At 32.7% G+C, this 18,850-nt stretch carries 13 protein-coding genes; 5 read left to right on the top strand and 8 right to left on the bottom strand.

All coding sequences use genetic code 11. The features are described from left to right. Positions 1–10 precede the first annotated feature (10 nt). From QLQ96_RS11500 to QLQ96_RS11490, 3 genes are all read right to left on the bottom strand, one after another. Positions 11–2,338 carry a hypothetical protein gene (locus QLQ96_RS11500; RefSeq protein WP_482496789.1) on the bottom strand — a complete coding sequence of 776 codons (2,328 nt, stop codon included), beginning with the start codon at positions 2,336–2,338 and terminating at the stop codon, positions 11–13. Then, positions 2,298–3,323 carry a hypothetical protein gene (locus tag QLQ96_RS11495; RefSeq protein ID WP_482496788.1) on the bottom strand — a complete coding sequence of 342 codons (1,026 nt, stop codon included), beginning with the start codon at positions 3,321–3,323 and terminating at the stop codon, positions 2,298–2,300. The genes QLQ96_RS11500 and QLQ96_RS11495 overlap by 41 nt, the downstream gene beginning before the upstream one ends. Before the next feature lie 255 nt (positions 3,324–3,578). Continuing rightward, positions 3,579–6,212, bottom strand: coding sequence for a valine--tRNA ligase (locus tag QLQ96_RS11490; RefSeq protein WP_482496787.1), 2,634 nt, complete (start codon positions 6,210–6,212; stop codon positions 3,579–3,581). 286 nt (positions 6,213–6,498) lie between these two features. Here QLQ96_RS11490 and QLQ96_RS11485 point away from each other — a divergent pair, with 286 nt between their 5' ends. Further along, on the top strand, positions 6,499–6,879 hold the full coding sequence (locus QLQ96_RS11485) for a DUF1573 domain-containing protein (RefSeq protein ID WP_482496786.1): 381 nt from the start codon (positions 6,499–6,501) through the stop codon (positions 6,877–6,879). Positions 6,880–6,978: 99 nt separating this feature from the next. Here the strand turns inward: QLQ96_RS11485 and QLQ96_RS11480 are convergent, their stop codons facing one another. The 5 genes from QLQ96_RS11480 to QLQ96_RS11460 all read right to left on the bottom strand — a co-directional run bounded on the left by QLQ96_RS11480 (position 6,979) and on the right by QLQ96_RS11460 (position 14,726). Beyond that, on the bottom strand, positions 6,979–7,461 hold the full coding sequence (locus tag QLQ96_RS11480; protein WP_482496785.1) for a hypothetical protein: 483 nt from the start codon (positions 7,459–7,461) through the stop codon (positions 6,979–6,981). 63 nt (positions 7,462–7,524) lie between these two features. Continuing rightward, positions 7,525–9,654 carry an OmpA family protein gene (locus tag QLQ96_RS11475; RefSeq protein WP_482496784.1) on the bottom strand — a complete coding sequence of 710 codons (2,130 nt, stop codon included), beginning with the start codon at positions 9,652–9,654 and terminating at the stop codon, positions 7,525–7,527. A 10-nt stretch (positions 9,655–9,664) separates the two neighbouring features. After that, on the bottom strand, positions 9,665–10,591 hold the full coding sequence (locus QLQ96_RS11470) for a PorP/SprF family type IX secretion system membrane protein (RefSeq protein WP_482496783.1): 927 nt from the start codon (positions 10,589–10,591) through the stop codon (positions 9,665–9,667). 31 nt (positions 10,592–10,622) lie between these two features. Further along, entirely contained in the window at positions 10,623–13,259 is a 2,637-nt protein-coding gene (locus QLQ96_RS11465; protein WP_482496782.1) for a T9SS type B sorting domain-containing protein, read from the bottom strand. Positions 13,260–13,400: 141 nt separating this feature from the next. After that, on the bottom strand, positions 13,401–14,726 hold the full coding sequence (locus QLQ96_RS11460; protein WP_482496781.1) for a PDZ domain-containing protein: 1,326 nt from the start codon (positions 14,724–14,726) through the stop codon (positions 13,401–13,403). Positions 14,727–14,849: 123 nt separating this feature from the next. Here QLQ96_RS11460 and QLQ96_RS11455 point away from each other — a divergent pair, with 123 nt between their 5' ends. The 4 genes from QLQ96_RS11455 (at position 14,850) to yidD (ending at position 18,791) form a co-directional block, all read left to right on the top strand. Beyond that, entirely contained in the window at positions 14,850–16,046 is a 1,197-nt protein-coding gene (locus QLQ96_RS11455) for a pyridoxal phosphate-dependent aminotransferase (protein ID WP_482496780.1), read from the top strand. 204 nt (positions 16,047–16,250) lie between these two features. Next, positions 16,251–16,922, top strand: a complete 672-nt coding sequence (folE, locus tag QLQ96_RS11450; RefSeq protein WP_223705175.1) for a GTP cyclohydrolase I FolE — start codon at positions 16,251–16,253, stop codon at positions 16,920–16,922. A gap of 72 nt (positions 16,923–16,994) precedes the next feature. After that, entirely contained in the window at positions 16,995–18,476 is a 1,482-nt protein-coding gene (cysS, locus tag QLQ96_RS11445) for a cysteine--tRNA ligase (RefSeq protein WP_482496779.1), read from the top strand. 69 nt (positions 18,477–18,545) lie between these two features. Continuing rightward, the gene (gene yidD / locus QLQ96_RS11440; protein WP_379699028.1) at positions 18,546–18,791 is read left to right on the top strand and encodes a membrane protein insertion efficiency factor YidD; all 246 of its coding nucleotides are present in this window, start codon (positions 18,546–18,548) and stop codon (positions 18,789–18,791) included. Positions 18,792–18,850 lie beyond the last annotated feature (59 nt).

Genomic DNA, 18,850 nt, shown 5'->3' with positions numbered 1-18,850 from the left:
AAAAACATCCTTATCTTCTAGACTTAAAATACTCTTCAAAAGAATCGCAATCGGACATTAGATTTTCATAATCATCAGCATAATTAGATTTCAAATCCTGATAATATTTATTTTTACTTAAAATAAAGTCATCGTAGTTTTTAATTCTATTATTATAATCATCGGGATATTGATGTAGTAATCTGTTCTTTTCACACTTTCCTATCATTCTCAAACACAATGCTTTGAATTTATCTGTTTTGGCATTTTTTAAAGCTAAAAGATAATATTTCTTTGCTAAGTTGCATTCGTAAAACTCATCATTGTCTTCCACTGGATAATCAATTATAGAACTGGTCCATCCATAACGTCGCATATCTTGTAAACTACCATACTGCGTCATATTATAATAACAATTAGCAATCAAAAAATTATAGTAATCTTTATTATTTTCTGCTGGATTTGCCGCTTTCTTTAATAAAGAAATTAGCTTTTTAGTAATTACATATTTATTCAATTTAAGCAAATCATCTTGAGGAACAAATGCTGTAGTATATTTTAAAACAAGAAAAGGGTCTTTAAAAACATAACTGCAATCTTGCTTTTCCCATAAACAATCTGTCTTATTAATTTTATCTTGCTTCTCATCATCACTTTTCCCGAAATAAATCAACGCTAGTTCTAATTTATTTTGACGAATGTATTTTGTTCCAATTAAATCATAAAGCAAAGACACTTGATTCTTAATATAACTATACTTCCAATTTGAAAACTCGCTTGATTTTTTTTCATTTTTAAGAGTTTCTGAAACAATATTTTCTACTTGTTTTGGCGTATAAAACATGTTCACATAATCAAAATAATCAGAATAAAAATCGGAATAATATCCTTTTCTTTCTTTAGAACTTTGCCAATATGCCTGATCATTATAATTATAACCATCAGCTGTATTTAATAGTTTTGAATATAAAAAAGCTGCATCTGTAAGGTTTCCTTTGTACTCTAATTCCCTGCCTACAGCAAATATGAATTTTTTCTTGTCTTTATTTTTTAATAAAATTGATTTTACTTCATCTTCTATAATTGCTTTTCCAGAAGCCTGATTTGCAGTTAAAGCCAATGCTTTTATAATCTTCATCTGATTATAAAGTGAATCTTTTTTTGAAACACTTTTCTCTAATTTCGAAATTTGGTTCAAACAATTTTGATTATCCTTTGTTACAAATGACAAATAAGCTTTACTTGTTTTCCAGAAAATCGGATCGTGTATTTTATTTAAATTAACGCTACTAAGAAATTCCAATACTTTTTTAGCATAAACTCGGTCTTTTTCAACTCTTTGCAAAATATCTTTTGTAGAATCATTTTCATGTTCCTCATATGATGATACGGTCGGATTAAAAAGTGAATAATAAGGCGTAAAAACCCAATCTTCGATCTTATTAATTTCTCGCAACAGCAAAAATGATAACCCGTCAAACTTTGGATTGTATTTATAAATTTGTTTTAAACAATCCAGAGCGCGGTCACTTTTTTTTATTCCTGCCAAAAAATAAACATTTGCTTTTTCCTGATTGGTTTTTGCATAAAGTAAAACAGAATCTAACGGTACTTTACTTTTGAATACCCCAGAAATCATAAAACGTTTGTCTGGGGCATTTACGAAAACTTGCGCAGCGTAAAAATTAGACAATGCATTGTTTTTTTCCGCAAAAGCCCTAAAATACAAACTCCAGTATTTTAGAATCGAACTCTTTTTTTGATTGCCAAAAACAGTATCATACAAAGCGACAATTTTTGCTTTATCACCATTATAATAAGACAATCGTATAGCTAAAAAAGTATAACGCAACTTAAGATCTTCTTTAGAAACTTTACGCGAAAGCAAAATTGCCTCATTAATAAGTTTTGCTCTTTTTGGTGATGTTGCGATTTCATTTCGTTCCCAGGGATCATCATAAAATGAATTGAAAAATTCACAGGTTTTAGCAAACTTCAGATAATTTATTGCTTCCAAATCTCTGGTTTTATAAAGATAGCGAAGCATTTCATTGGTACTTTTATCTGTAATATTTTCAGTACCGAGATTAAACAAAACTTCTCTTATCGCTTCAACAGAAACTTTGTTTTTACAATATTGTAGCCACAGTTCCTCATTTCCATCAATTGCGTTTTTATCAATTACATCTTCATTTGGACTAAACAAATTTGACGAATAATTAAACTCTGAATAAGACGAATATTTAAAATTCAACGGATTAAAAAAAGAAAAACGAAGCTCCTCTCCATACGGATAAAAACCGCAGGCAAAAATGGCGTTACTTACTAAAATTAGTATAAAAACCAGAAAGTTCTTCATCTTTATAATTGCTTAATTGTTCTTCGTCTAAATGAAATAATGTGACTGTTGTATTGGCATCAAAAACGACATTTTTTTTAATGACCTCTATTGCTTCATTAATCTTTGCCGGAGTCATTTTTTCATATTTAATCTTATCTCCTACTCTTAGATAAAAATCGTCGTGAACCAAATCTGCTTTCGCTTCGTACCACATGGGTTTTATTTCTTTCAACGTACCTAATATTTTTTCATGACCACTGTAAATAACTTTAGAAAACTTGTTGTTCTGGTACACCTGCATCCATGAATAAATTGGGAGCGCAATATCTAAATGAACAGGATATTTCCTTCTCGTATTTAAATATAATTCTAATTCTTTCACACCCAGAATTGAATTCTTGGAATGATTTTCAAGCGGATTTATTAAATTATAACACATCAATGTTGCTTTATCTACTGGCGGTATCCCCATCTTTTCAGGATATTTATAAGGATACAATCGCAACGTGCAACTGATTTGTTTTTTAGAAATCGCTTTTAATTTCTTTAAAAAGTAAAAATAATTGTCTTTAGTATTTAATGTCCAGTCGCAATCCATTTGAAATTCTGAAACAGGATTGGCTCTGCTGTATTTGTTTTTAACATACTTTGTAATCAAGAAATTAATATTGTCTGCCAGACTGTCCATTCTTTTGGCATTCGTATTTTTAAAAATTTCATTTTTTATATACACTGTCGGAACAATATTTAGAGAATCTTGGTCATAAATAGTAACTGAAGTTTTGGCTATGGGAAAATCACCAAAAGTTTCATTATGATCAACTTCAAAAAACTTGATATATAATTTTCTTACATTCAAATTCTTCATTGTTATTTTTTCTTTTTCAGATAAACCCCAAGAGTCGTTTTTCCAGTAATAAAAAGATTTTTCGACCTTTTCTACTTTATTGGAACATCCCAAAAAGAGAAAAGAAACAAACACAAATAACACTATTTTTTTCATTCTCAAATGATTTTTATTTTAAAGTAAAATCGTATTAAATCTACATCATTTTTAAATACAAAATCATAAAATTTTAATATATTTTTTCGAATAAAAACAGCTTTATTTAGTAAAAAAATAGCCATAAATTCACAAATTTTATTTTTATAATCTCTCTTAAAAATAAATAATTCGTGAATTCGTGGCGGAAAAAAACAACAAACCCGACAGGTTTCAAAAACCTGTCGGGTTTAGTATAAAACTAAGTCTGATTTCTTATTTCAAACCAGCCAAACTTTGCTCGATTGTAGCAATTTTTGCTAAAGCATCGGCTTGTTTTTGTTTTTCAATATTTAAAACTTTTTCTGGAGCTCCGTTTACGAATTTCTCGTTTGAAAGTTTTGCTTCAACAGATTTCAAGAATCCTTTTGTGTAATTCAATTCTTCTGTCAGTTTTGCGATTTCAGCTTCAACGTCGATATTTCCTGTAATCGGAATGAAATATTCATTTGATTTTACACGGAAAGACAATGCGCCGTCTACTTTTTCAGAAACATATTCGAAAGCAGAAACGTTTCCTAATTTCGTTATAATTGAATCAAAATAAGTAGAAAGATTTTCGCTGTTGATTCCTTTTAATTCGATTGCATCTTTAAACGGAATATTTTTGTCTTTACGAATCGTTCTAATTCCTGAAATTACTTCAATTGAGTTTTCAAAATCAGCAATTAATTTTGCGTCAAAAGATTTTAATTCTGGCCAAGTTGAAACAATTAACGCTTCTTCCGGAGTTCTTTCTGCGATTAACTGCCAGATTTCCTCCGTTAAGAAAGGCATGAAAGGATGTAATAATTTCAAGTTACTTTCTAACATTTCGATCGCTTTCGCGAAAGTTGTGCTGTCAATTGGCTGTTGGTAAGCCGGTTTGATCATTTCTAAGAACCAAGAACAGAAATCATCCCAAACCAATTTATAAATTGCCATAAGAGAATCTGAAATTCTGTATTTCTCAAAATTATCTTCGATGTCAACTAAAGTTTGCTGCAATTTCGCTTCGTACCATTCGATTGCTACTTTTGATGATTCTGGCTGAGGAATAGTTTCTGAAACTTCCCAACCTTTAATCAGTTTAAATGCATTCCAAATTTTGTTTGAAAACGCTTTTCCTTGACTGCATAATTCTTCATCAAACATGATATCGTTTCCTGCAGAAGCACTTAAAAGCAATCCTACACGAACACCGTCTGCGCTGAATTTTTCGATCAAGTCTAAAGGATCAGGAGAATTTCCTAATGATTTAGACATTTTACGACGTTGTTTATCACGAACCAAACCTGTTAAATATACATTTGTAAATGGTTTTTCGCCTGCGTATTCATAACCTGCAATGATCATTCTCGCCACCCAGAAAAACAAAATGTCCGGACCTGTTACTAAATCATTTGTCGGATAATAATATTTGAAATCAGCACTTTCTGGATCCATGATTCCTCCGAAAACAGACATTGGCCATAACCAAGAAGAAAACCATGTATCTAAGGCGTCAACATCCTGTTTAAGGTTGTCGGTTGTTAGTTGTTGGTTGTTGGTTCTTTCTTTTGCTAATTTTAAAGCGTCTTCGATGTTTTCAGCTACCACAAAATCTTCTTTTCCGTCACCATAATAATACGCAGGAATTTGTTGTCCCCACCATAATTGACGAGAAATATTCCAATCGCGAATATTGTTTAACCAGTGTGCATAAGTGTTTTCGAAACGTTTTGGATGTAATTTAATATCTCCAGTTTCTAAAACCGATTTAATTGCTGGTTTTACTAAATCTTCCATTTTCAAGAACCATTGGTCTGATAATCTTGGTTCGATTACCGCTTTTGTTCTTTCAGAAGTTCCAACTTTATTTAGGTGGATTTCGGTCTTCGCCAAAGCTCCAATTTCTTCTAATTCCTTTGCAATTTCAGTACGAACAACAAAACGATCTTTTCCTTGATAGTGTAATCCGAAACTGTTTAAAGTCGCATCTTCATTAAAAATATCAACGATTTCAAGATTGTGCTTCTCTCCTAACGTTTTATCGTTCATGTCGTGCGCAGGCGTTACTTTCAAACATCCTGTCCCGAATTCTACATCAACATATTCGTCTTCAATAATTGGAATTACTCTACCGCAAATTGGAACAATTGCTTTTTTACCTTTTAAATGTGTAAAACGCTCATCATTTGGATTGATACAGATTGCAGTATCTCCAAAAATAGTTTCAGGACGTGTTGTAGCGATAGTTAAGAAATCTTCTGAACCTTCGATTTTATATTTTAAGAAAAATAATTTCCCTTGTTGTTCTTCGTAAATAACTTCTTCGTCAGATAAAGTCGTTTTTGCTTCCGGATCCCAGTTTACCATTCGGTATCCTCTGTAAATTAATCCTTTGTTGTATAAATCAACAAACGATTTAATTACAGAAGCAGACATATCTGGATCCATTGTAAATTTAGTGCGTTCCCAATCGCAAGAAGCTCCTAATTTCTTAAGTTGCTCTAAGATTGTTCCGCCGTATTTATCTGTCCATTCCCAAGCATGTTTTAGGAATTCTTCACGAGTTAAATCATTTTTATTGATTCCTTCCGCTTTTAATTTCGCTACAACTTTTGCTTCAGTTGCAATAGAAGCGTGATCTGTTCCCGGAACCCAACAAGCATTAAATCCTTTAAGACGCGCTCTACGAATTAAAACATCTTGAATCGTATTATTCAACATATGTCCCATGTGAAGGACTCCAGTGACGTTTGGCGGCGGGATTACAATAGTGTACGGTGTTCTATGATCTGGTTCTGAATGAAAATAGTTATTTTTCATCCAGTAATCATACCATTTACTCTCAATCGTCTTAGCGTCAAATTGTGCTGGAATTGTCATTTACTTAGGTTGTTTAATCGTTTATTTGTTTAATTGTTTAATCGTTCTCGATTATTGAAATGCTAATTGACCATCTAATTGTTCCTGTCTTAATACTATCATTTACAAATCAATCATACGATTAAACAAATAAACGATTAAACAGTTAAACAAAAAAATGGTTCAATTTTTGTAATTATAACTGACAGCAAAAGTAAATAATTAAGTAGACTATAAAAAGAGAAATAATAATTTGTGTGTTAATTAAAAGAATGTATATTTACTTACAATTTAAAACCGATTTCATATGAAAAATGCAGCCTCTTTTATTGCAGTCTTATTGTTTAGCGCAGTAAGTTATGCACAAAACGGCCCGAAAATTGAATTTGCAGCCCCAGACAATACAATTGATTATGGAAAAATTTCTAAGAGTGACACCGGACTTCGTTCTTTTGAATTTACAAACACTGGTGATGCCCCTTTATTAATTACAGGTGCAGAATCTACTCTAAGTTCGATCGTTGTAACCAAACCTGCGGCAGCAATCATGCCAGGCAAAAAAGGAAAAATAGATGTAAAATATAATATGGCCGCAGGACCTATTCGTAAAACAATTACTGTTGAAACAAATGCGGTAAATTATCCTGACGGAAGAGTAGCCTTAAAAATTAAAGGTGAAGTTTTGTAAAAAAATAAAAACTTAAAATAAAAAAAGCCGTTTCTTTAATTAGAAACGGCTTTTTTTATAGATAAGTCAGAAATCTTGCTTCTCAAATCTTGCTTCTTTTTATTTCTCAGCGCATTCAACAGAATCAAATTTATACTTTACGCTTTCAAAATCAATTGGCTGATCTTTTACCAAATACGTAACTCCCATTGTAGTCTGCATTACTCCGTTTCCTAAAACAAGCTGATTATTGCGTTTTAAAAGTGCCATCGGGTTTTTAAATGTTTTATCTCCATTCACATTGTCTTTAAAAGTATAATCTACAAACAAAGTATCACCATGAAACTCGCCCGTCACTTCTCCTGTTCTAACAGTTGAAGGCGCGACCTTCATAACCATATCTCCAGCTAGTTTTCCGTTTTTTAAAGTATTTAATTTTAAATCTACTGTATCCTTTTCATAAATTGCTTTGTAGCATTCAGTGCTTACTACTGCTTCCCCTTCTGATTTTGTAGCTTCAGCGGCTTTTTGTTTTTCTTCATTTTTACAGCTTTGCAATCCGATTAAGGATATAAGCAAACATGACAAGGTTAGATTTCTCATAATTATTTTTATTTCGTTGATATTATAAATTTAAAGAAAAAAGACTTTCTCCTTACAATAATTTTATAAATTTTTGATTACAAATTCAGATCTTCTGTTTAATTCGTGTTCTTCTTCAGAGCACGATTCATCAGTTTTACATTTTATAATTGGCACATATTCTCCGTAACCTTTTGACGTAAGTCGTTTAGAATCTATACCCGACTGAATTATAAACTCTCGAGTAGAATCAGCTCTTTTTTGGGATAGATTTTCATTAAATTTATCATTCCCTCTAGAATCGGTATGCGAACCAATCTCGATTTTCATATCCGGATATTTCTTCATCAGTTCTACAACTCTTCCTAAAACCACTTTTGATTCTTTTCGGATGTACCACATATTGTAATCAAAGTAAATCGGATCTGTTTTGATGATCAAACGGTCCTTATCTCTTACAATATCTTTTTCCTTCGCTAAAATTTCTTTTTCTCTTTCATTTCTTTTAATTCCAGCTGCAACGATTGCTGCTTCTTTCGCTTTTTTCTCCTTATCTTTTAATTCGATTGCTGCTAAAACTTCTTTTTTCTTGTTCTCTTCTTCAATAATAATTTCCTGTTTCCTTTTATTTTCAGCAATTTGTTTTTCTTCTTGTTTGATAACTTCCAAAGATTTTAATGCTAAAGAACCGTCGTTAACTTTATCTCTTGTTTTATCTAAAGTCAGCATTTTTGAAGCATTGGAATAATTTTCTTTGGAAGCAGAAATTTTATACGAAGTCTCGCAAGCAACTGTAAAACTGAATTTCCCGTCAGCAGAAGTTGTAATCGTATTTAAGGTATTGTTTTCTGAATCCTGCAATAATACTGTTGCATTTTCTAAAGCCAATTGCGTATCAATATCTGTAATTGTTCCCGCAATAAACTGTTTGCAATCTTCTACAATTAAATCTTTTATTTCTTTGAATTGATAAATATCGTCGTTTCCTTTTCCTCCTTCTCTATTCGAAGCAAAAAATCCTTCTTTGGTATTTGAATCAATATTAAAAGCAAAATCATCTAAATTAGAATTTAGCGGAAGTCCGACATTTACAGGTTTTGAATATTCATTCCCATTTATTTCAGAAACAAAAACATCTAAAGATCCGTAACCCAAATGGCCATTTGATGAAAAATACAGTTTGTTATCTGCGGGAGCAAAAGGAAACTGTTCTCTTTTATCAGTATTAATTTCTGATCCTAAATTTTTCGGAGTATCAAACGCTCCTTTATTTATGTTTACTGAATAAATATCGAAAGAACCCAAAGATCCTGGCATATCTGAAGCAAAATACAATACTTTTTCATCGGCGCTCAAAGCAGGATGCTCAATAGAATAATTCGGACTATTGAATGGAAGCGATGTAATATTCGTCCACTTTCCTTCTACCAATTCTGCTTTAAAAATTTGAAGATTGGAGATTTTATTGTCGTCTTTTTTCTTCTTTCCGTTTTTAGAATTATTTCTCGTAAAATACATCGTTTTGCCGTCTTTTGTAAAAACAGCATTCGATTCGTGCATTCCAGTTTTTAATTCTTTAGCAAAATAATGAACGATAGAATCTGCCGAATTAATATTCTTAAGTGGAATCGAAACTAAATTTAGATATGTTTCATTATCCCATTTGTATTTTTTATCAAACAAACCTGGCTTCAATTTTACTCCTGCAAAAACTAAATCTTCTTTATATTTTACAGCTCCAAACTCTGAATTTGGCGTATTTATCGCTAGATTTTTAATTTCGAAACGTTTACCAATTGCGGTAACATTTTCTAAGGTTTTTAATTCCTTTTCGAAATTGACAATATCTTCTGAATTGGCAGATTTAGAATAATATTCTTTTAAATTGGCATTTGCATCGTCATTGCTATTGGTTGCTTTTAAAGTCTGAGCGTATCTAAAATAATATTCTCGGTCTAAACTATTACTGTAATTTGAAACCAAAAGACGGTAATAACGCTGTGCTTTTACCAAATCATTAGTATAGAAATAAGAATCGGCTAGATTTTTAATGACTTCTTGAGAAGGTCTTTCGTCTGCTAATTTTTGGTATAAAACAATAGCTTCACTATAATACGTTTTATCAAAAAAACGTTTTGCTCTGGCCAATTCGAGATCTTGTGCATTTATAAACTGTATTGAAAATACGAATATAATAACGAGTAATTTTTTCATATTTTTCATTTTAGAAGAATCTTGGAGATTTATCAAATCCTTTTCCTAATAAGTCCAAATCAAACAAAAGCATAATTTCATGTGTTCCAGAATTAAACTGTCCGAAGTTTGTAAGCGTATAATCGTAAGCGTAGCCTACTCTCAATGTCGGAGTTACATTGATATTGAAAAGCGCACTTACTGAATCGTCAATTCTGTATGCGGCTCCAAATTCGAATTTTTCATTGTACAAAACATTCGCACTTACATCTAAAGTTATGGGCGCGCCTTTCACAAATTTTGACATAAAAGCGGGTTTCAGTTTCAAATTATCGCTAACCTGAAAAACATAACCTGCTGTCAAAAAAGTATGTATTTCTTCAGAACCAAAAGCATTCACTCCTGATTTTTCTTCAATGTATTTTGACTTCAGCAAATTCGGCGCAGACAATCCAACATATAAATTATCTCTAAAATAGTAAGCTCCAACTCCAATATTAGGTTTGGTTGCATTTATGTTTTCTGAAAAAGCAAAATCTGTTTCAGGATCTGTAAATCTAAATCCGTTAAAATTGGTTTGCATAGACGAAAATCCAGCTTTTAAACCAAGAGATAATTTATTTTTTCCGCCTAATTTTAAAACATAAGCAAAATCGGCATAAACGTTATTTTCTTTTTTTGCGCCGTCACCAATGTCATCAGAAATGAATGAGATTCCAGCTTCTATTTTATCATTAATCGCTGTATGTCCAAAAAATGTAAATGTTTTTGGAGCACCGTAAGCGCCAACCCACTGAGTTCTGTACAATCCACCAAAATTCATCATTGCAGGAACTCCCGTTGCATAAGCAGGATTGACAACGCTCATATTATACATATAATGTGTAAATTCTGGATCTTGCTGGGCAGAAACGGATAAACAGAAAAGGAAATTTATAAGGACTATTATTTTTTTCATTTGAAAATTATATTAAAAATGTAAAAGAGATTTATCGATTTAAATAAAGACGACCTTGTTTTGGAGGTCTGTTGTCTTTATTAAAATGAAGCACATAAAAATAAACTCCGTTGGGCGCAACACCTCCAGCGATACCGCTTTTCTCATAATTTTTGCCATCCCAAGCTGGTTTACTATTATCTCCTTTATACATTCCATTTCCGTATCTGTTATAAATTTCAAGCACATAATTTGGATATAAAAATTCAATGTCTTTTATCACAAATGAATCGTTTACACCGTCTCCGTTTGGAGAAAATCCGTCTGGAATAAAGAACTCGTACTGAGCAACCTCACAATCCTGGAGTGAAACTTTTACTTCTTTGTAACTTTCAGACATACATCTTGTTGTCTCATTTAAATCATATCCATAATAAATTGCATTATGCACTAATAATGTGGTTGAGGGCAGTAGATTTCCGTCGACTGCATCGTACCAAGCTACCGTTGAAGGAACGTTTGTTTTATTAGACAAATCGCTTATTTTCGGATTTGCCAATCCGCAAAAATCTGCAGCTTCATTCATTTCCGGTGCTGGCGTATCGTATATTAAAACCGAAACTTTTGCCGGTTCTGAAGTACAGCCTTCAGCAGAGGTTTCTCTAACATAATAATCTTCTGTTTTTAAAACATAATCAAACGCTAGAGCCGTTGTTGCTGTTGCCGAGTTATACCATTTGTATTGAGTTCCTTTTGGTTCTAAATTGGCAATTACCGCTTCATCAACTTTACAAAATTTCTGATCTATCACAATTGGCGCAGGCGGAATCGGATTTATTATAAAATCATCTGTAACATTAATCAGACTTACAGCACAATTTGTGACTGTATTGGTTAAATTTAATAATGTGATTTTTGTCGAACCTGTATTTAAAAGCAATTCGGCAGGAATAATAAAATCTAATTTTCCATTTGTTACTGCTTTAGTTATGGTTTGCACAGCAGAAATATTACTATCTGATAATGCATAAGAAATACTGGCATTTGTTAAATTCCCTAAACCTGAAACCGCTACAGTGACTGGTGCATTCAAACAAAAATCTTTAACTGCGGCAGTTACGGTTGCAGCGTTTGGCAACGGATTTATATACAGATTTCCTGCAACATTTGCTCTATTGGTACATTGAGGTGAAGGATTTGTTATATTCGTTATACTATAAATGGTAATTACCGATAGGCCGCTTCTTCTATTCAAGTTTCCTGGAATCGTAAAAGATGCTTTTCCGCCAACAGCTTGCATTACGGCAGTTTCTCCCAGAACAAGATTGTCTCCATTGATGTTGTATAAAATACTATAAGTCCCGTCAACCAATTGAGGTGTTGTAAGCTGGATTAATCCCGCATCATTTTGACAAATCGGAAGCGAAGTCAATGTTGCATTAGTTAAAAGTGGCAACGGATAAATGTTTAAAACGTTTGAAAACGGACTAAAAATATTGACACATTTTCCTTTTCCCGTCGTAGGCGCTATGCTCGTAACTGTAATGGTATACTGCCCTACTTGCCTAAAATAAGAGGAACGTATTCCAAAGTTAAATTGTCCATTTATAAAATTTGCCCTTACATTCTCAGATGCTGATACTCCTGGCCCTACAACACTAAAATTAACATCATAAGTTCCATTAGGAATATTATCTGGCCCTTGAGTAATTTTTGCCGAATAAGTCGCCGTTGCAATTTCAGACTCGCAGATATCTTTACTAACTTCAATTTTAGACCCTGAAAAATCAAGTCTTTTTTCTAGACTTATATGTACCGTAACTTCTTTATTAGCACATATACTATTACCAGGAACTGCTAAAACAGTATAGGTATAAGAGTATATGCCAGGTCCATTTGTGTCAAATAATTGCTGAAGATTAATATTATGATCTGTAGGAGAAGTTAGTCCTATACCTGTCCAAGTCCCTCCTTTGTCGCCTCCACTTAACTGATCAAATAAATCTAAATCAGTATAGCCAGCCAAATCCGTGGTTCCGCATAACTCCAAATCTTGTGGCTGACCAATTTTCGGAGCTATATAAATGGTGACTTGTACATTGGTCGATTGTGAGTTAGGAGAACACGCAAGTACAGGTGGCACAGTATAAATAAAATCAAGTGTAGTTTTGACTGTATAATTCCCAATATCTATTATAGGATCTACGGGTAGCCCTGTACTAGTAGTAAATTTTCCGTTTATATGCGGTCCCATTACTTTACTGTCAAATGCTGTAAAAAGATTAAACTTTTGGTTTTCGTTACAAACTGTTGCCTGAGACCCCACTCCAACGTATGCACCTATCGTAATAGTGACTACAGATTTGTTATCTATACAGCCCGAAGTTGCTGGAGCTGTATAGGTATAGTGATATTCTCCTCCACTAAGGATGAATTGAGCATTTAAAATACCCGTTGAAGGATTTAGGCCTTGTAGATTATTATCATCTGTCCATGTTCCACCAGGAACTGGAGAACCTCCCAATAGAGAAAATAAATTTACAGATTGATAAATCGGATTAGAAACATCACAAATTAATTCGTTTATATTGTCGTTTCCAGCACATTGGGCATATATTTTTGAAGAAAGTGGCGTAAAAAAAATAAAAAATAATACAATATGTAGGTAACTAATGTAGTTTTTTGCCATAAATTAAATTTTTACTAAACATAAGAAAATATTTAACTAAAAAACTAATTTTTAATAAACTTATTTTCACAAAACAAAGACATTTTTACTATACAGCATTATGAATCAAGGCTTTTCAATAAAACTATAAGTGAATATTTTTTACAATTCGTCTTCTAGTTTAAATCTAAATTTCAGCACCAAACTATTTCGTTCTACTTCCATATTAATCCATACATCATCTTCCGACTTTAAAAGGCTATTTATTTGCTGAAGACTATATTTATAAGGTTGATTCTTATTAATGCTGACAATAATATCTCCTTTTTGCAATCCGCATTTTTCGGCTGCAGAATTCTTACGCACATTAACTATTTCGTAAACAGGTTTAAGAGCAAATTTGTATTTGAAATTATTGTCATATTTATCTTTTTCCTGCAATTCATCCATGGTAGAGGCCACTCTCACCGTTTCTAAATGCACGGTTTCCTGCACCCACTGAAGTCCGTTATGCTGAACTGTGATTCCGCTTTTATTATAGGTAAACGGTTCTCCAAATTTGCTATTTCTTTTTAAGTAGATTTTTTTTTCTCCATAATCTAAAACTAGAGTAAATCTTTTCAAGACTTCTCCCCCAACAGACCCAATACGTCCTGGAACCATTTTAACGTTACGAATCGAAGCAGAATCAGGAAAAGAGACGATTGGTTTTTTAAAATCAAATTCGTCAATCGAAAATTTATCAATTTTGGCACGATGCCCTTCAATATCACCGCTAAATCCTTTTCCTAAAAAATCAGGGAAATTTTTATTTGGAATCTTTATTTTATCATTTTCAAAAACCCAAAAAGCATCACTATTTCCTATATCAATCAAAAGTTTCGCTGGAATTTCTTGATCATTAACTGTAGCCGTAGTCATTATATAAGGTTTAGCCTTTTCTACAGTTATCGGAACCATTCTAAACTGTTTGTTTAGTTTTCCTTGAAACTTATCGTTCTTTGCATGAACTATTATTTTCTTTTTCTGATAATTAACTTCAACAAGATTATTTCTAAAGAATTTATGGCCGATAATTCCGTTGACAGGAATTCCGATATGTGAAGACAAATTAAAGGTTTGATCTAAGATAATAAAAACCATATGGTCGCTAGATTTCAGACCATGAGTCTCTAGAATATTTTTTGTCGATTTTAGGCCTTCTATTTCTTCTTCGCTTCCTAAACCGCGGAGTTTGATTTTTACAACATTATTAAAGCTGACTTCCTGCTTTTCTTCCATACTAAAGAGAATTGTTTCTTCAACACCAGAATCCAGCAGAAAATTTAGCTCCACTCCATTGACTTTTATTGGAATAAAAATAAGGTTATTTATCAATTTAAAAGGAATTGTAGCCTTTGTTGCATTGTTTTCCAATATGAAATCGCCTTGCCCAAAAAGCAAAAAAGGTAAGAATAACCCAAAAAACAATACTATATATTTTTTCATTGACAATATTTTATTATAAAATTAGTAAATATATTTATTATTGTTACATTTTTGGAAGTACCCTCATTATTTACGTTAAATACGAAAAAAAAATGCAAATTTGCACTTCAATAATTTATACTCATGCCGACAATTTCACTCAAGGGAAAAAACATGCCCGAATCTCCGATACGCAAGCTGGCTCCTTTTGCTGATTTAGCAAAGAAAAAAGGACACAAGGTGTATCACTTAAACATTGGCCAACCGGATATCAAGACACCGGAAGTGGCCATCGAGGCGGTAAAAAATATTGATTTGACACTTATAGAATACAGTCCGTCTGCCGGATATGAAAGCTATAGAAAAAAATTAGCAAAATTTTACCAGCGCCAAAATGTAAACGTTAACACAGAAGACATCATTGTTACAACTGGTGGTTCTGAAGCCTTACTTTTTGCACTGGCCACAATTACAGATCCGGGAGATGAAATTATTATCCCAGAACCTTTTTATGCTAATTATCACGCGTTTGCTTCTTCTACAAGTGCAACTGTAGTGCCTCTTGTTTCTACTATCGAAACAGGATTTGCTTTGCCAAGCATTGATGAAGTTGAAAAATTAATAACACCAAAAACAAAAGCCATTCTGATTTGCAATCCTGGAAATCCGACTGGATATTTATATTCTGAAGCAGAAATTAAACAGCTTGCCAGTTTAATTAAAAAACACGATTTGTATTTAATCGCAGATGAAGTATATCGTGAGTTTTTATACGATGGTGACGATGTGCATTTTTCTGTAATGAATTTAGAAGGTGTAGAGCAAAATGTAATCATGGTAGATTCTGTTTCTAAACGTTACAGCATGTGCGGAGCACGAATTGGCTGTTTGGTGACAAAAAACAAAGATGTTTTGGCAACTGTAATGAAATTTGCTCAAGCACGTTTGAGTCCGCCAACTATTGAGCAGATTGCTTGTGAGGCTGCAATTGATACGCCACAAAGTTATTTTGACGAAGTAATTGGAGAATACAAAGAACGTCGCAATACTTTAATTGCCGAATTAAACAAGATTGATGGTGTTATTGTAACAAAACCAAAAGGAGCATTTTATTGTATTGCAGAACTTCCTATAGAAGATTCAGACGATTTTGCACAATGGCTTCTTGAAAGTTACGATTTAAACGGTGAAACGGTAATGATTGCTCCAGCAAAAGGTTTTTATTCGACACCTGGAATGGGACTAAATCAAGTTCGTATTGCTTATGTTTTAAATAAAAAAGATTTGACTACAGCCGTAAACATTTTAAAGGAAGCTTTATTCGTTTACAACAACAGATAATCAATTCATTATAATAGCTTTAAAAAGACAATAACGTTTTTCGTTGTTGTCTTTTTTGTTTTTAATAACAGTATAAATCTTTAAAATTTAAATTATATCAAAAAAGGTGTAATTAAATCCTAAAAACGATAGAAAAGGTTTCCTATTTATTAATTATCTTTACCCTCTTAAAAAAAGGAATACATTTACTAATAGTAGTTTTTAATGATAAACAACGAAGAATTTTTAGACGAAATAGGTGATAATCACTTTAGCAGTAATGCAAAAAATCCTCTAAGAGATGATGCTTTTGATATAACTGATGAAGAAAAAATAGAAAAAATTAAAAAAGATGTTGAAAGCATTCTGCAAACTCTTGGAATGGATTTGACAGATGACAGCATCAAAGGAACTCCAAACCGAGTTGCAAAAATGTTTGTAAAAGAAATTTTTGGAGGTCTTAACCCTGCAAAACAGCCAAAAGCTTCTACTTTTGACAATAATTACAAATATGGCGAAATGCTTGTAGAAAAAAACATTACAGTTTATTCTACTTGCGAACACCACTTACTGCCAATTATCGGACGTGCTCACGTAGCTTATATCTCAAGCGGACGCGTTATCGGTTTATCAAAAATGAATCGCATCGTTGAGTATTATGCAAAAAGACCTCAAGTACAAGAGCGTCTAACTATGCAGATTGTTCAAGAATTACAAAAAGCTTTAGGAACTGAAGATGTTGCTTGTGTTATCGACGCAAAACACCTTTGCGTAAATTCTCGTGGAATTAAAGATATCGAAAGCAGCACTGTAACTTCTGAATTCGGAGGAAAATTCAAAGATCCACAAACGAAGAGAGAATTTCTTGACTATATCAAATTAGATACTCAATTTTAAAATTTGATTAATCATTAAATAGATTAATGTTTTTTAAAATCAAAATTTAAACAAATTACAACAAGCAAAACTATGCCTCTATATACAAGTCAGCCTTTAAAAATATACAATTCGCTTTCAGGCGAAAAAGAAGATTTCAAACCAATCCATGAAGGAAACGTTGGAATGTATGTTTGTGGACCTACGGTATATAGCAATGTTCACTTAGGCAATGTGAGAACTTTTATGTCTTTTGACGTAATCTTCAGATATTTTCTGCATTTGGATTATAAAGTTCGTTATGTTAGAAATATTACCGACGTTGGGCACATCGTAGATGATGTAGATGAAGGTGAAGATAAAATTGCTAAAAAAGCACGTTTGGAGCAATTGGAACCTATGGAAGTCGTACAGCGATATACTGTAGATTTTCATAATATTTTAAAAGCTTTCAATTTTTTACCTCCAAGCATTGAGCCAACAGCGACAGGACATATTATTGAGCAAATTGAAATTATTAAAAAAATCATTGATAAAGGCATTGCTTATGTTGCTAATGGTTCTGTATATTTTGATGTTGTAAAATATAACGAAACCAATAATTACGGCATCCTAAGCGGTAGAAATATCGATGATATGTTAGCCAATACTCGTGATCTTGACGGACAGTCTGACAAAAGAAATCCGCAGGATTTTGCACTTTGGAAAAAGGCTGAACCACAACATATCATGAGATGGCCTTCACCTTGGAGCGATGGTTTCCCAGGATGGCATCTTGAATGTACTGCAATGAGTACCAAATATTTAGGCAATCATTTTGACATTCACGGAGGCGGAATGGATTTAAAGTTCCCACACCACGAGTGCGAAATCGCTCAAAATGAAGCTTGCACAGGTCAGTCTCCTGTAAATTACTGGATGCATGCCAATATGCTTACCTTAAACGGAAAGAAAATGGCAAAATCGACTGGAAATAATATTCTTCCAGGCGAAATTCTTAGCGGAGACAACAACATCTTAAGCAAACCATTTTCTGCTTCAGTAACTCGTTTTTTCATGCTTCAAGCACATTACAGAAGTATTTTAGATTTCTCTGATGATGCCATTGTTGCTGCCGAAAAAGGATACAAAAGATTGATGGAAGCACTTGATGCTTTACCAAATATTATTGCAGGAAGTTCTAGCTCGATAGATTTTGCAGCATGGAAACAACTTTGCTATGATGCCATGAACGATGATTTCAATACGCCAATTTTAATTGCACATTTGTTTGAAGCTGTTCGTTATATCAACTTATTAAAAGATGGCAAAGGAACGATTTCTGCTGATGATTTAGCTGATTTTAAAACAGCAGTAAATGCTTTCGTATATGATGTCTTAGGTCTGAATGACGATAAAGCTGCTGATGCCGATAGTGACAAACTTGATGGTGTAGTAAACATGCTTATCGGAATGAGAAATCAAGCCAGAGCAGATAAAAACTTTGCACTTTCTGACCAGATTCGCGATCAATTAATTGCATTAGGAATCCAGCTTAAAGACGGAAAAGAAGGAACTACATTTAGCATTCAGTAAAACGTTTTTGGATTCAGTTTTTACTAAAAAAATAGTACCTTTTACTGAATGCAAATTACCGATTTTTAAATGAAGAAAATTCTAATATATCCGTTTGTGCTATTGGTTCGTTTTTATCAAACTGCCATTTCGCCATTTACACCTGCTTCCTGCAGATTTGAGCCGACTTGTTCGACTTACATGATTCAGGCACTGCAAATTCACGGATTGTTTTATGGCGGATATTTAGGCATTAAACGTATTTTAAGTTGTCATCCTTGGGGAAGAACCGGTTACGATCCTGTGCCTGAAAAGAAATGTAACCATAAACATTAACCTTTTAGAAAGCGGTACTTTACATTAAATATTTATTTTTACAGATATAAAAATTTTAT

This window comes from Flavobacterium sp. B167r (genome assembly GCF_056824315.1).
This window is presented reverse-complemented; position numbering and strand designations above follow the sequence as displayed.

Bases quoted from the DNA above. Each gene is read 5' to 3' on its own strand.
- QLQ96_RS11500 (WP_482496789.1), bottom strand. From the start codon at position 2,338: ATGAAGAACTTTCTGGTTTTTATACTAATTTTAGTAAGTAACGCCATT.
- QLQ96_RS11495 (WP_482496788.1), bottom strand. From the start codon at position 3,323: ATGAAAAAAATAGTGTTATTTGTGTTTGTTTCTTTTCTCTTTTTGGGA.
- QLQ96_RS11490 (WP_482496787.1), bottom strand. From the start codon at position 6,212: ATGACAATTCCAGCACAATTTGACGCTAAGACGATTGAGAGTAAATGG.
- QLQ96_RS11485 (WP_482496786.1), top strand. From the start codon at position 6,499: ATGAAAAATGCAGCCTCTTTTATTGCAGTCTTATTGTTTAGCGCAGTA.
- QLQ96_RS11480 (WP_482496785.1), bottom strand. From the start codon at position 7,461: ATGAGAAATCTAACCTTGTCATGTTTGCTTATATCCTTAATCGGATTG.
- QLQ96_RS11475 (WP_482496784.1), bottom strand. From the start codon at position 9,654: ATGAAAAAATTACTCGTTATTATATTCGTATTTTCAATACAGTTTATA.
- QLQ96_RS11470 (WP_482496783.1), bottom strand. From the start codon at position 10,591: ATGAAAAAAATAATAGTCCTTATAAATTTCCTTTTCTGTTTATCCGTT.
- QLQ96_RS11465 (WP_482496782.1), bottom strand. From the start codon at position 13,259: ATGGCAAAAAACTACATTAGTTACCTACATATTGTATTATTTTTTATT.
- QLQ96_RS11460 (WP_482496781.1), bottom strand. From the start codon at position 14,726: ATGAAAAAATATATAGTATTGTTTTTTGGGTTATTCTTACCTTTTTTG.
- QLQ96_RS11455 (WP_482496780.1), top strand. From the start codon at position 14,850: ATGCCGACAATTTCACTCAAGGGAAAAAACATGCCCGAATCTCCGATA.
- folE (WP_223705175.1), top strand. From the start codon at position 16,251: ATGATAAACAACGAAGAATTTTTAGACGAAATAGGTGATAATCACTTT.
- cysS (WP_482496779.1), top strand. From the start codon at position 16,995: ATGCCTCTATATACAAGTCAGCCTTTAAAAATATACAATTCGCTTTCA.
- yidD (WP_379699028.1), top strand. From the start codon at position 18,546: ATGAAGAAAATTCTAATATATCCGTTTGTGCTATTGGTTCGTTTTTAT.